This window comes from Candidatus Binataceae bacterium, assembly GCA_035294265.1.
Taxonomy (GTDB): Bacteria; Desulfobacterota; Binatia; order Binatales; family Binataceae; genus DATGLK01.
Genome location: DATGLK010000104.1, coordinates 94,318 through 107,491 on the forward strand (window position 1 = coordinate 94,318; position 13,174 = coordinate 107,491).

The window sequence follows — 13,174 nt, forward strand, 5'->3', positions numbered from 1 at the left end:
GCGCGCTTAAGATAAGCTCAGGCGTTGGGATCCAGACCCCATTTGCGCTTGTTCGCCTCGACCTGTTCGGGCGTAGGCGCTTTGATGTCGGAATCGCGGGTTTTGACCTTGAAGTCGCCGGGTTGGGCGGAAACCTTGTAATTGAGTGGGATATCGTCGTGGAAAACCTCAGGCACCGCGAGCTCACCATAGATTGCCTGCCAGGGACATTCCGGTTCGCACGCGCCGCATTCGATACATTCGTCAGGGTTGATATAAAGCTGATTCGGAAAGCTTTCGCGATCCGAGCCGACATATTCGTAAATGCAGTCCACAGGACAAACGCTGACGCAGCTAGTGTCCACACAGTCCCTGCACAATCTGGTAATGATCCAGGCCATAAGAGCCTACCTCGCTTGCCTTAGGGATAACCGCGTTGCCGGTTAAGCCTGAAATATATAGCTTCTTGCGCAGCGCGGGAAAAGCCATGCCAACCCCGCATCGGAGCGGTAGGCTCCAGCAGGATTTGGCCGGAAACGAACCACGGCGGACAGCCAGCTTCGCAGCCGCCCCAACGGGCCGAAACGGCGCGCTGCAGCTACAACTTAATAGCTATCAAGGACCGCCAAATCGCCATCTCTTGACAATGCCCCACGCTTGCTCTTGGCCCGGGCTTTGCGTAATGGTGCAGACGGAATTGGCACAAGGTGGCGTGATGAGAAAAGTAGTTAGACGCTCGCCATCGGCAGTAACCGACCAGAGCACGCGGCTGGCGGCGAACCCTCGCGCTATCCGCTGTCATCGCCAAGGCGGCTTCGCCTATGCACTGCTTCAGGTCGCGCGCTGGCGAATGAACCTGTTTCGCCGCCGCTTCGGACGTGACCCCGACCCCAGTGAACCTTTGTTCTTCGACCCCAGCCACGATCTTCCCACCCCAGCCGCCGACGCCGAGATGTGCCGTCAAGTGATCGCAGCGGCCCAGAGCACGCAGGTAAACGTACGCTTGCTGCTCAAGCACCTGGGCATCACCGAGGTTTAGCAGGGCGCTGAAGCACCCCTGGTATTCAGGAGCTGCCTCGTCTTCGCAACTTGCGCTAGATTGCTGCTCATGACCCGCCGCATCGCGGTTCGCACAAGCCAGGCTCCTAAGGATGCGTGAACGCGACCTGATCTCACTGGAGTTCGACAAACTGCGAGCCTTGTTGGCGCAGTTTGCGGTCTCCGAGCCGGCGCGCGCGCGACTGCATCAACTGCGACCCTCTTTCGAGGTCGCCGAGGTTCGGCGCCGGCTCGGCGTCACGCGCGAGTTGGTAGACTTGCGTGCTCATGCCGGCTCCCTCCCTATCGGCGAGTTTGTCGATCAGAACGAACTCTTGATGATCGCCGCGCGCCAGGGCGCGACTCTGGATGGCGTCAGTCTGGTCCAGATTCGCCAATTCGTGCTCGCTGCCCGCCATCTGGAGACTTTTATGCGCTCGCGCTGCGAACGTTTTCCCGCACTGGCGGCGCTGGCGCGTTCGTTGCTGGCACCCAAGGAACTGGCCGATGCGTTGCTGCGGGCGCTCGCCGACGATGGCGGCCTGCTCGATGACGCCAGCCGCGAACTCAAGCGGCTGCGCACGCGCTTGCGCGATGAACGGCTGGAATTGGAAGCGCGCATGGGGCGAATGCTTGATTCCTCGGGGATGGCGCCCTTCCTGACCGACCACTTGGTGACGCTGCGCAATCGGCGCTTTGTTCTACCCTTGCGCCCTAATTACGCTGAGCGCCTGGAGGGAATCGTGCAGGACCGCTCGGTCTCCGGCGAAACCTTGTTCGTCGAGCCGCTGTGGGCGGTCGAACTCAACAACCGTCTGATCATGCTGGAGCGCGACGTGGAGGCCGAGGAACGGCGGATTCTGGGCCACCTTACCGCGATGGTGCGCAATTACGGTACGGAATTGGCTCTGACTTTCCGCGCCTTGGTCGAGCTCGATGTGCTCAATGCGCAGGCGATTTTTGCCGAGCGCTGGCGTTGCGTGGAACCCGAGATCGTCGAGCGCGGCCTGCAACTGATCAACGCCCGCCATCCTTTACTGGTGGCCAGTGGGCGGACGGTGGTGCCGATTAACTTCAAAATCTCGCCCGAGCGCAGTGGCATGGTAATTTCGGGTCCCAATACCGGGGGCAAAACGGTAGCCTTGAAGACCGCTGGCCTGCTTTGCCTGATGGCGCAGAGTGGATTGTTGGTGCCAGCCTCCGCGGGAACCCGCTTGATGGTCTTTTCGGCCATCTTTGCCGATATCGGTGACGAGCAATCGATCGAGGCTGACCTTTCCACCTTCTCCGCCCACATCGCCAATCTGGCTGAAATTCTGCGCTTGCTCGTAAGCCCTGCGCTGGTGATCCTGGATGAACCCGGAGCCGGCACCGACCCAGCCGAGGGTGGTGCGTTGACCATCGGCTTGATCGAATACCTGCTGGCTCGCCACAGCCTGTGCGTGATCGCGACCCATTCAACCGCGGTCAAGCTCTACGCCTACGCTAGCAATCAACTGGAGAGCAGCGCGGTGGATTTCGATGAGCGCAGCTTGACCCCACGCTTCACCCTCAAAGAGCACACCATCGGCCAGAGCTTTGGTTTGGCCGTGGCCCAGCGTTTAGGATTGCCGGCCGAGCTAATCGAACGGGCGCGGGCAGCCCAACCGATCGGCAGCGCCGAACTGGAAGAGGCGATACGGGGGCTGGATCGGCAACGCCAAGCGCTCCAGTCAGAGCTGCAGGAAATGCGTCAACGGGAACAGCAACGCCAACAAGCCTCGGCGCTGGCGATCGATCGTGCTCGGCAGGAAGAGCAGCGGGCGCGTGAGCTACGGACCCAGCTCAGCGCCCAGTTCGAGCGCATCGTGGCAGACTTTCGCCGTGAGGGGGCAAGAGTGCTGGATGGTTTGAAGGGCAGCCATCAGCCCCGTCGCGAGTTGGGCCAGGCGATTCGCAAAGCCGTGGCCGCCGCCGCTCTGCTGCGGCCCGAGACGCTGGTCTCCGAAACCTTCTCCGGCGCGCCACTTAAGGTGGGCGATCAGGTCGAACTGGTTGACGCGGACATCCGAGGCGAGCTGCTGACCCTGGAGCCCGAGCGCGCCGTGATTGCGCGCGGTGGAATGCGCATCGAGGTCGCGCCCTCGCGTCTGCGCCCAGCACGCGCCACCCGTCCCGACACTCCCACTTTTACGCTGGTAAACACGGCGCCGCCGGCCAGCGCCGAGGTCAATCTGATTGGACTGCGCGCGCCCGAGGCCTTGCAACGGCTGGAGAGCTTTTTGGATCAGGCCTATCTAACCAATCAAACAGAGGTTCGCGTGGTTCACGGCGTGGGATCTGGGGCGTTGCGCCGCGCGGTCCACGAATATTTGCGCGCTTCCCCCTATTGTGCCGAATTTCATGAAGCACCGCCGCACGGAGGAGGCGCCGGCGCCACGATTGTTTCGATAAACTTGTGATTTCGCGGCGGGGCCCGGCATAGCGACTGGCAGCGAGGAACTTTCGAGAACCACGCTCGCAGGCGGACCGAACTCTTCAGCTTGCCCTCGAGGCAGAGTATGATAGATGCACCGATTGGCTCGCCTGATGGCTCGCGCCCGCTCCCAGGCCGGCTCGATGATCACACACATGCAAGTTTTATCCGGCTTAAACAAACCGCACGCCTGGCAAGTGCCGACCTGCTTGCTTTTGAGCCTACTGGCTCTACCGCTGGCCGCGTGTTCAACGCCCATGAATGCTTGGAACGGCTCGCCGATGCTGGGTAGCCTAACCGGCACCCAAACCTCGGCTGCCCCCACCTCAGCTTGCGGCGCGCAGGTCAAGCCCGCGCCGTTGAACACGGCGAATTTGAGCGACCAGGAGCTGAGTACCAAACTCACCCAATACTTCCATGATCATTGCCTGCCCTTGGTCAGCGCGCAGGTCTCACGCACCAGCGGCGGTTCGCAACAGGTGTTGCTCTACGGTTTCGTGGCCAGTGACTTCGGCAAGGATGACGCGCAAAACAAGGCCCGCCAATTGCTCGGCCAGAACTTCAACGACATCCACAATTCCATCATGGTGCGACCGCAACTAGCCGAAATGACCCCACCCCAAGCGCCGGCTGCTAGCGGCTCCGAGGGCAACAATCTGGGGATACCGGGTATTCCCGGCGGGATTCCGTCAAATGGCGCGGTCCAGCAGTACCAGGCTCAAGGCCAGAGCCCGGGAGGCTGGACCAGCATGCTGGCGCCCTTGCTGGGCGGGCTATCGATCGGCGGCGGCATGGGCAGCTTCGGCGGTATGGGAATGGGTAGCGGAGTTATGATCTCACCCGGCGGGATGGGGATGGGGATGTATCCAGGCTATGGCTACCCAGGGTATCCGAGCTATCCAATGGCGCCGATGATGCCGATGGCGCCGATGCCAGGTTTCATGCCGATGGTGCCGTAGCGAAACCAAGCCGCGCGTTATGCTGCGCCGCTCATCTGGCTTAACCCGTGGCACGGGTCCTTTCAGGGCAGTCCCCCCAACAAGTTGTTTAGCCGCTTACCTAATCCTCCCAGCAGGGCTCGACCGTGTCGCTTGAGGGCCTGCTGCGCCGCCCGCGCCACCATCACTTGCAGGTCGGGCCGCACCACCGGCTTTGGTAGCCGTCCGCTGACCGTCATCGGCACCTCGATCTCGCCCTGGGGATTCATCAGGTAAACCACGTTTTTCTTCTGCGCCTGCAAGTCACGCGATAATCCCGTCGATAACAGCACCGCTATCTCCAGATCGAGCCGGCGGTCGAAACCGAACCAACCCGCACCCGACAGCCGGTAGTCACGGGCTTGCGCCGTAATGTCGCGCGACACCAGCCGCATGCCGGCCACCGTGAAAGACATCCGGGCGTTACCCAGGTCGGTGTCGGGACTGTGGAACAGCTCGGCATGGCGCGCGATCAAGCTGGCAGTCACCAGACCGCCAATACCCGGCACGCGATTGATTTGTTCCATCGCGCCGGCCACTAGGTTGATGCCCAGCAGCTTGCCGTGCACCAAGCTGCCTTGGCCGGTACCGCGCAGAGTGGGTTGAAGCGCGGTCCAATTGCTCCCTTGACCAGCAAGCTTGACCTCGCCGCTAAGCGTGCCCTGCACGGCGCCAGCGTCCTTATCGTGCTGAGCGGCAAGCAGTTGGGCAAGGTCGATCTGGCGCACTTGCGCGGTGGCACTCAAAGCGGGAACCTGCTTGACCACAAGCTGACCTTGCACCTGCGCGCTGCCGCCATAGGCCTGCAGCGAGAGCGATTGAATGGTTAGAGTCTGGCCCGCGTACATGACGCTGGCCGTGAACTGGCGATAGGGAACCCGCGCAACTAGCCCAGACGCCGAGCGCGCATCAACCATAGCTCGCATGGTGGCGCCCGCGCCCTCCAGACTGCCTTCCAGGTTCAACTGATCGATGTGATCGTCGGGAGCGCGGGAAGGGATGAACTGCGCCAGTTTGATATCGCTGGCGCTCGCCGTCCAGTGCGCCTGCAACGGGTACAGGCTCTGGGCCTGCCCGGCCAATTGCGCGGGGGAGGAACCGATTTTAAATCGCGTCGGCTCCAAGACGGCACGCTGGCCTTGCAGCTCCAGGCGCGCATCCACCGCGCTCAAGGCGGGGAACGTACCACCCCTAAGCCTAACCCCCGCGCCGCTCAAGACGACGCTCCCCTCCAGAGCAGGGACCGGCGCGCCGGAGCTAACCCGAAGATGAGCATCCGCCGTGCCCGCAATGACATCGCCGTGCAGTGGACCAATGAGCATTGCCAACGGCGCGAGCGCGAAATGCTGCAGTTCGAGCTCGCCATGCCAGGACCCGGGGGCGATTACCAAGTTGCTTAAGCTGGCCTCCTGGTTATCGATCCGCGCGGTCGCGCTTTGCACTTCGATCGCCGCCGGGGAAGCTACGCCACGGCCACTTAGGTGTAAAGCCAAGCCTGCTGGCTTGGCAAACAAACTCGTGTACCCCAACCGTGCCGCGCTCAAGTCGGTGGTGATTTCAAAGGCCAGGCGTGCCGGGGTGCCGCGCAGGGTAAGCTGGGCGCCCAGGGGGGCGGACAGCGTCAGTTGCGCAGGGACACGGTCCGCGATAGCTGGCACTTGGCGCAATTGGTCCAGTGCCAGCGGACCCACGCGTAGAGCCAAGTTGAGTGGAATGGCATTGGCATTCAGAACGTGGCCGCGCGCCACCGGCCCGACCCATCCGTGCGCATTGAGGTTGGGCTCGACCGACCACACCGCCATGACCACGGAAACCGGTACCGGAGCATCCAGGCGCAAATGGTCGGCGGTGAGGGCAATCCGAGTGATGTTAATCGCGGGTGCGCCGGCATCTTGGTATGAGAGCGTGCCATCTTCAATGGTTAGGCTGGCCACCCGCAGATCGGCCAGAAGGCGATTGATCGGGTTAGGCAGCTGCCGCGGTTTGCCAGTTATCATCAACTGAGCGGCTGGGGCGGCCGGCGGTGAAGCTGGTTTCGCTGACGCGGTGGCCCAGGGAGGGTCACTGGGGCGGCCCAGCGTGCTGAAATTGAATCGGCCATTCTTTTGCTGCAGATTGAGCCGAGGAGCGAGCAAGGCAAGATGTGACAGATGCAGGCGACCAGACAACAGCGGCAGCAGTTGCACCCCGCATTGCACTTCGCGGACGGTAACCAAGGGCAAGGGCGAGAAGGCGGGATCGCCGGCCACCTGCAAACCGTCCACGGTAATGCTCGCTCCCAGACCTACGCTGGCTTTGAGGGAGACGACCGTTACCTGGCGCCCCAGGAGTTGCGAGGCGCGCGCCAGCAGCGCAGCTTGATGATCGCGCACGATTTCGTTGAGATTGATCAGCGCGTAGAGCATCAGCCCGCCCACCAGGGCTATGGCTGCGGCTACGGCTGCACTCGCGATATACCAACCCTTGCGCATCGCTCTGCCGAGGTAAGACGCACCCGCTAAGTGCCTCGTTACACTCCGCGCGCTATGATTACGTTGTAACAGTACCCCTGTGAATAGCCGGCCGCACAGGCGGCAGCGCCAACTTGATCGCGGCCGTCGGCACGCTCAGACTTACGGCTGCCAGACCTTGCTCTGCGAGCGGCGCGAAAGGGATGGGGCGGAAGATCCAGGGGATGGTGGGAGATGCGCATCGCAGCCATCGATATCGGCTCCAATTCCATCCATGTGGTGGTCGCCGAGTTGGCCGAAGACGGCAGCTTCAAGATTTTGGATCGCGCCAAAGAGATGGTCGGCCTGGCGCGTGGCACCTTGCTCCAGGGCCGGCTTTCCCTTGAAACTATTGATTTCGGCATTCGCACGCTTAATACCTTCCAGCGCCTGGCCCGCCGCCAGGGCGCGGATCCGGTGTTAGCGGTTGCGACCAGCGCGGTGCGCGAAGCCGCCAACGGCGGCGATTTCGTGCTGCGTGCCTGGGAGGAGCTGGGCCTGCACATCGATGTTATCACCGGCTCCCAGGAGGCCCGGCTAATTTTTGGTGCGGCCCGCCATGCAATCGATTTTCGCGGTCAGCGGCCGCTGGTAGTGGACATCGGTGGCGGCAGTATCGAAATCGTCCAGGGCGACGAGACTCGGATCAAATGGCAGCAAAGTCTCAAACTGGGGGTGGTGCGCCTGAGCGAGCGCTTCATCAAGAGCGACCCGCCCAAGTCCAGCGAAATAGCTGCATTGCGTGAGCACGCGCGGGAGCTGCTCGCCCCCACCTTCGCCCGCGTCCGCCGTCCGCGCCCAACCCTGATGGTTGGGACCTCGGGCACCTGGCTGACCCTGACCGCGATGGCTTCTGCGCTGCGCCGCGGCAAGGTCCCACCCCAACTGCACAATCACACGCTCAAGCGGCAGGCGCTGGCTGATTTAAGCGCACTGCTGGCCAAGCAGAGTGCGCGCGAGCGCAGCCGCATGCCCGGGCTGGAGCGGCGGCGGGTGGATACCATCGTGGCCGGTGCCATCGTCGCGGGGGTGCTGATGGACGGCTTCAAGATGAAAGCGCTACGGGTCTGCGAATGGGCCCTGCGGGAAGGCATCCTGCTCGATTTCATGGCTCACCATCAGCGCGACTTGGAAGCCGCCGCGTTGGTGCCCGATTTGCGCCGACGCAGCGTGCTGGAGATGGCGCGCCGCTTCCAGGTCGAAGAAGCCCACAGCCGCCAGGTCGCCCGCCTGGCTCTGATCCTCTTTGACCTCACGCGGGGTGTTCACGGCTTGGGCGCAGCGGCGCGCGAACTGCTAGAATACGCCGCCCTACTCCACGACGTGGGGCTTTATGTTAGCCATGCCAAGCACCATCGCCATTCCCATTACTTGATCACTCAAGGGGAGCTGCGAGGGTTCGAGCCGGCGGAAATTCAGCTCATCGCCGCGGTGGCGCGCTTTCACAAGGGGGCGCCACCCAAAGGTTCGGCCGTGGAACTGGCGGGGCTGAGCAGCGAAGCGCAAAAACTGGCGATCGGCTTGGCCGCGCTGCTGCGGATCGCCGACGGCCTAGACCGGAGCCACCATAGCGTGGTGCGGGACCTGCACCTGGCGCGCAGCAATGGGGCCCTGGAAGTGAGCCTGGACACCGCGCGGCGCGATGCCGAACTGGAGCTGTGGGCGGCGCAACGCAAGGCCGAAATCTGGGACCGCACTTTCGCTCAACCTTTGCGCTTTCGCGCCGCGAGCCCACGGACTGGGGAGCATTGATGGAACCACACAAGCCACCTCACCCCTATCCAGGCAAATTGATCGTAGTCGAGGGAATCGACGGCTCGGGTAAGTCGACGCAGCTCGCCTTGCTCCATCGCTGGCTTGCAGCCCAGGGTTACCGGGTTTGTTTCACTCAATGGAACTCCTCCGACCTGGTGCGCCAGGCGATTCGGCGGGCCAAGCGCAAGAACCTGCTCACCCCAACCACTTTCAGCCTGCTGCATGCCTCGGACTTCGCCGATCGACTGAGCTATCAGATCATGCCGCCGCTGCAAGGCGGGATGGTGGTGCTTTGCGACCGCTACATTTACACTGCCTTCGCTCGCGACGTGGCCCGCGGAGTCGATCCGGACTGGGTGCGACGGATCTATACCCTGGCGCCGCGCCCCGATCTGGCGTTGTACTTTCGCGTACCGATCGAATTGGCCTTGACACGTATTTTGCGCAGCCGGCAAAAGCTCAAATATTACGAGGCTGGGATGGATCTGGGCTTGGCCCGTGAGGCGACCCAAAGCTTTCGCCTCTTTCAGAGCCGGGTGCTAGCTCAGTACGATGGGTTGGTGGAAGAGTACGGTTTGCGCGTGATCGAAGCGCAGCAGGAAATTTCTTCGCAGCAGATCCTGGTGCGCAGCCTGGTCGAGGAGGTATTGCGCGACGTACGCCCGCGCAAGCTTTATGAAAGACGTGCGCTTTTACGGCCAAGGGCTGCCCTATCGAAAGTTAGGGAACCTTAAGGGTCATCTGATTGCGATCGAGGGCACCGACAATGTGGGCCGTTCCACCCAGATCGAACGGCTGATTCCGTGGCTTGAACTGCAGGGACATGGGGTAACGAGCACGCGCTGGACCCGCTCCGCACTGCTTTTCGACACCATCAATCAGGCCAAGGCTGGCCATCGCCTCAACATGAGTACCTTTGCCCTGCTGTATGCCACCGACTTCGCCGACCGCTTGGAGAACGAAATCATTCCCGCCTTGGAGGCCGGACGGGTGGTGCTGGCTGACCGCTACATGTACACCGCCTTTGCCCGCAGTAAAGCGATGGGAGCCGACCCGGCGTGGAGCCGCGCGTTATTCGGCTTTGCGCTCATTCCGGACCTGGTCCTGTATCTTAAGATCGATGTCGAAACCCTCATCCCCCGCGCCCTGGAGGGCAAGGGGATAAATTACTGGGAGTCGGGAATGCATCTGGGCTATGGTAAGGACTTGTTCGAGTCCTTCCGCAACTATCAGCGTCGCATGATTCGTGAATTCAACGCGATGGCTCAAGAATTCGGTTTTGTAACCGTGGACGCGCGCCGGCGGCCCGAACTAATCCAAACTCAGCTTCGCCGCCATATTGGCGGCTTGCTTAATGTCGCGGCGGACTCACCAGCGGCGGCGGGCGCCAACGGCACTGCGCTGGCAGGCAATCCGGACTTGCCGGCAAGCGTCAAGTAGCTCGCCCCTGGCCCAGTTATGATCGCGATGGAGTGAAGTCGTGCGCAAGCGCAAGCGCTCAGTTCATCATCGCGCCGCAGACCCCACGCCAAAGCCGGCCTTCGACTCGCCCTTCAAGGGGCTTAAGGGGATGCTGGCGGCCCAGCGTGTCGCACCCGCCCCACCCCAAGCCATGCCTACCCCACCACCGGCCGTCGTGCCGCTGGAAAGCGACCAGGAACTGTTCAGCAATGCGCTGGCGGGAGTAGTACCACTAGGTGGTCCACGGCCGGTACCTCCCGGAGACAAGGCAGCGGTCCAACGGGTGATCGTCAGTGAGGAAGCCGAGGTTCTCGCCGAACTGTCCGATCTGGTCAGCGGACAGGGCGCTTTCGATATCACCGAGACCGAGGAGTATGTGGAAGGGGCCCGGATGGACCTCGACCCACGTCTGATCGTGCGCCTGCGCCGAGGTGAATTCGCCTTCGAAGCCTATCTCGACATGCATGGCATGACGCAGTCCGATGCTCACGAGGAGTTGGCTCGGTTCCTGCGCGAGTCTATCCGGCAGGGACGGCGCACGGTGCTGGTGGTGCATGGCAAGGGACTAGGATCGCCCGGCGGCAAGGGCGTGCTCAAGCACGCCAGCGTTGAATGGCTGTCGCATGGCTCGCTCTCCGCGCATGTGCTGGGTTTTGTTACCGCCCGCCCCATTGACGGCGGGACCGGGGCGCTTTATGTGCTGTTGCAGCGCACACGCAAGCGCGCGCCCTTCGACGTGCTTAATGGCACCAAGCGTCGGCCCTGAGAGACGACCAGCGGCGGGTGCGAGGGCAGCAGCCACCGATGGCTTGTGGCATTTTCAGGGCGCGCCGCCGTAATCCCGAGCACATCGAATGCGCTGCTCTTAAAAGGCGGGTTCAGGTCCAGCCGCCGCCCCACTAGAACTAAACTGCGCCCCCAAAAAAAACGGAGCCGCGACCGCGGCTCCGTTTGAGCCAATATCTCGGGCAGGAACTACATCTTGGCTTGCAGCAGAAAGGCCACCACCAGCGCATACAGGGTAAGCGATTCGATGAAAGCCAAGCCGATGATCATCGGGGTAAAGATTTGCCCGGCGCTGTTGGGATTGCGGCCGATGGATTCCATTGCCGAGCCCATCAACTTGCCCTGACCCAGGCCGCAGCCCAGGGCCGCGATGCCTACGCCGATGTTGGCGCCGATCGCAATCAGCCCGGCGCGCAAGGCCACGCCGCCCGCGCTGCCGCCGGCCGCGCTCTGCTGCGCCATCGCCAGCAGCGGCGAGGTCAGCACCATAGCCGCCACGGTGCCCAGCATCACTCCCAATCGTCGTACCATTCCACGTTCCTCCTTATTGACCGGCCGCCGAACCACGCCGTAAATGCCCACCTTCTCTTATCCTCGCCACCGCGATTGCATCCGGTGCTCGTAGCAGGCGGCGCCGGTTACTGTGCGCTAGTGCTCGTGACTGAGCGCAAGTTTGATGTAGCTCATGGTCAGGACCATGAAGATAAGGGCCTGAATGACGCAAAAGATCGAACCCAGGGCGTAAAAGGCCACCGGAACAATAAGCCTGGTCAGGCCTGTAAATAGGCTCAGCACCTGGTGGTCGGCCATCATGTTGGCCGAGAGCCGGACCCCCAGTGAGAAGGGGCGGAAGAGATTGTCCGCCAGCTCGATCGGCAGCATCAGTGGGGCCAGGGCCAGCAGCGGCCCCAGGAAGCTGCGCAGATAACCCACCCCGCGCTCTCTGAATCCCAGGCTGAGATAGACCCCGAAGCTGATCGCGCCCAGGGCAAAAGTCAGGTCCGAAAAGCTGGTAGGCGGCTCCATCCCCGGAATCAGGCCGAAGAAGTTGGCGGCCAGGATGAACAGGAACAGGCTGCCCAGATAGGGCACCAGCTTGCGATAGCCATGAAATTCAAGCACCCCGGCGGCGAAGTTGTCGATCCACTCCACGATAACTTCGGCCACTCCGCGCAAGGTGATGGCCTGGTCGGGAACGATCGGATCGCTGGTTTCGGCTAACGCCGCGCGCGCCAGCAAGCCGAATACCAGCAGCAGGCCCATCACGATCCAGGTACCCACGATTACCGGGGGCAGATGACCGCCGCCGATAATATCCAAAAATGACACGCTCTTACCCAAGCTCAATCACTCCAGATGAAGCCGGCGCGGCCAAAGCCGCCGCCACCGCGCGGTTTCCAATCCCACCGCCACCATTTGGGTCAGGAGGCCGGCAGCAAAGCCCAAGGCGTCGAGGTGGGCGCCATGCAACAGCAGGTAGACCAGCCCGGCAATTAATAACAATTTCAAGGGTAAGGCAATCGCACCCCAGCCGCCAGCCGCCCCCGTGGCGGCACCCTCCAGGATGGACCGAACCAGCCAGGCCAAGAAGTAGAGATTGCCGATTACGACCGCGACCGCCAGGGCGCACGACAGCGCCGCCAGCGGGTTGCGCAGGTAGAACAAGGCCGCGCTCGCCAGCAGTCCGATGATCGCGTTGGTGCGCTGGATTGCCCCAAGACTGGGTAGCCGGTGGCCGGCGCGGTTAGGAATTGCGATGCAAGTCACGAGTGGCGACGATCAAACGGTAAAAACCGGTAAAGACCCCGGCCAGGAAAAGAATCAGCGTAAACAGCGGATCGGTATGCAGGTAGGCGTCCAGATAATGGCCCAGGATCGCCCCGGCGATGATCGGCGAAGTAAATTCCACCCCGATCGAGGCGTAGCGCGCGAGCTTGATCGCATCCAGACTCACGCTAGCGGCTTAGGCGGCAACTTGGGCCAGCGCCTGCCGCGCGGCGTCAATGGTCTCGGCCAAATCGGCATCGCTATGAGCCAGCGAAATAAACCACGCCTCGTACTGGGATGGAGGCAAAAAGATCCCTCGCTCCAGCATGCCGGCGAAAAAGCGCGCGAACAAGGGGGTGGCGGCAGCGCGTGCCTGCTCGGCGTTTTCGACCTGATGAACGCCCAGGAACAAAGTCAGCAACGAGCCCACCCGCTGCACGCATCCCGGCACCCCGCTGCGCTGCAAC

14 protein-coding genes are annotated in these 13,174 nt (G+C 62.4%); 7 read left to right on the top strand and 7 right to left on the bottom strand.

What is annotated here, in order from left to right; all coding sequences use genetic code 11:
• Positions 1 to 17: 17 nt before the first annotated feature.
• A complete protein-coding gene (locus VKV28_16905; protein ID HLH78482.1) occupies positions 18 to 380 on the bottom strand; it encodes a ferredoxin family protein in 363 nt (120 codons plus the stop codon).
• A 314-nt stretch (positions 381 to 694) separates the two neighbouring features.
• Here VKV28_16905 and VKV28_16910 point away from each other — a divergent pair, with 314 nt between their 5' ends.
• From VKV28_16910 to VKV28_16920, 3 genes are all read left to right on the top strand, one after another.
• A complete protein-coding gene (locus VKV28_16910) occupies positions 695 to 1,018 on the top strand; it encodes a hypothetical protein (protein HLH78483.1) in 324 nt (107 codons plus the stop codon).
• Between the two features lie 112 nt (positions 1,019 to 1,130).
• Positions 1,131 to 3,458 carry an endonuclease MutS2 gene (locus VKV28_16915; GenBank protein HLH78484.1) on the top strand — a complete coding sequence of 776 codons (2,328 nt, stop codon included), beginning with the start codon at positions 1,131 to 1,133 and terminating at the stop codon, positions 3,456 to 3,458.
• A 295-nt stretch (positions 3,459 to 3,753) separates the two neighbouring features.
• Positions 3,754 to 4,431, top strand: coding sequence for a hypothetical protein (locus VKV28_16920; protein HLH78485.1), 678 nt, complete (start codon positions 3,754 to 3,756; stop codon positions 4,429 to 4,431).
• Positions 4,432 to 4,493: 62 nt separating this feature from the next.
• Here VKV28_16920 and VKV28_16925 read toward each other — a convergent pair whose 3' ends face one another.
• The gene (locus tag VKV28_16925; GenBank protein ID HLH78486.1) at positions 4,494 to 6,920 is read right to left on the bottom strand and encodes an AsmA-like C-terminal region-containing protein; all 2,427 of its coding nucleotides are present in this window, start codon (positions 6,918 to 6,920) and stop codon (positions 4,494 to 4,496) included.
• Between the two features lie 213 nt (positions 6,921 to 7,133).
• Between VKV28_16925 and VKV28_16930 the strand changes: the two genes are divergently transcribed.
• The 4 genes from VKV28_16930 to VKV28_16945 are packed head-to-tail and all read left to right on the top strand — an operon-like array spanning position 7,134 to position 10,920.
• Positions 7,134 to 8,690: a Ppx/GppA phosphatase family protein gene (locus tag VKV28_16930; GenBank protein ID HLH78487.1), complete on the top strand. Its 1,557-nt coding sequence runs from the start codon at positions 7,134 to 7,136 to the stop codon at positions 8,688 to 8,690.
• A complete protein-coding gene (gene tmk, locus VKV28_16935; protein HLH78488.1) occupies positions 8,690 to 9,427 on the top strand; it encodes a dTMP kinase in 738 nt (245 codons plus the stop codon). The genes VKV28_16930 and tmk overlap by 1 nt, the downstream gene beginning before the upstream one ends.
• Entirely contained in the window at positions 9,369 to 10,133 is a 765-nt protein-coding gene (locus tag VKV28_16940; protein ID HLH78489.1) for a hypothetical protein, read from the top strand. The genes tmk and VKV28_16940 overlap by 59 nt, the downstream gene beginning before the upstream one ends.
• Before the next feature lie 40 nt (positions 10,134 to 10,173).
• The gene (locus tag VKV28_16945) at positions 10,174 to 10,920 is read left to right on the top strand and encodes a Smr/MutS family protein (GenBank protein ID HLH78490.1); all 747 of its coding nucleotides are present in this window, start codon (positions 10,174 to 10,176) and stop codon (positions 10,918 to 10,920) included.
• Between the two features lie 209 nt (positions 10,921 to 11,129).
• On the opposite strand, the gene atpE is transcribed toward VKV28_16945, so the two are convergent.
• From atpE to VKV28_16970, 5 genes are all read right to left on the bottom strand, one after another.
• The gene (gene atpE, locus VKV28_16950; protein ID HLH78491.1) at positions 11,130 to 11,471 is read right to left on the bottom strand and encodes an ATP synthase F0 subunit C; all 342 of its coding nucleotides are present in this window, start codon (positions 11,469 to 11,471) and stop codon (positions 11,130 to 11,132) included.
• 117 nt (positions 11,472 to 11,588) lie between these two features.
• A complete protein-coding gene (atpB, locus tag VKV28_16955) occupies positions 11,589 to 12,269 on the bottom strand; it encodes a F0F1 ATP synthase subunit A (protein ID HLH78492.1) in 681 nt (226 codons plus the stop codon).
• 18 nt (positions 12,270 to 12,287) lie between these two features.
• A complete protein-coding gene (locus VKV28_16960; protein ID HLH78493.1) occupies positions 12,288 to 12,707 on the bottom strand; it encodes a hypothetical protein in 420 nt (139 codons plus the stop codon).
• The gene (locus tag VKV28_16965; protein ID HLH78494.1) at positions 12,685 to 12,894 is read right to left on the bottom strand and encodes an AtpZ/AtpI family protein; all 210 of its coding nucleotides are present in this window, start codon (positions 12,892 to 12,894) and stop codon (positions 12,685 to 12,687) included. The genes VKV28_16960 and VKV28_16965 overlap by 23 nt, the downstream gene beginning before the upstream one ends.
• A 9-nt stretch (positions 12,895 to 12,903) precedes the next feature.
• The coding region (locus tag VKV28_16970; GenBank protein ID HLH78495.1) for a hypothetical protein at positions 12,904 to 13,174 on the bottom strand (271 nt) is incomplete at its 5' end.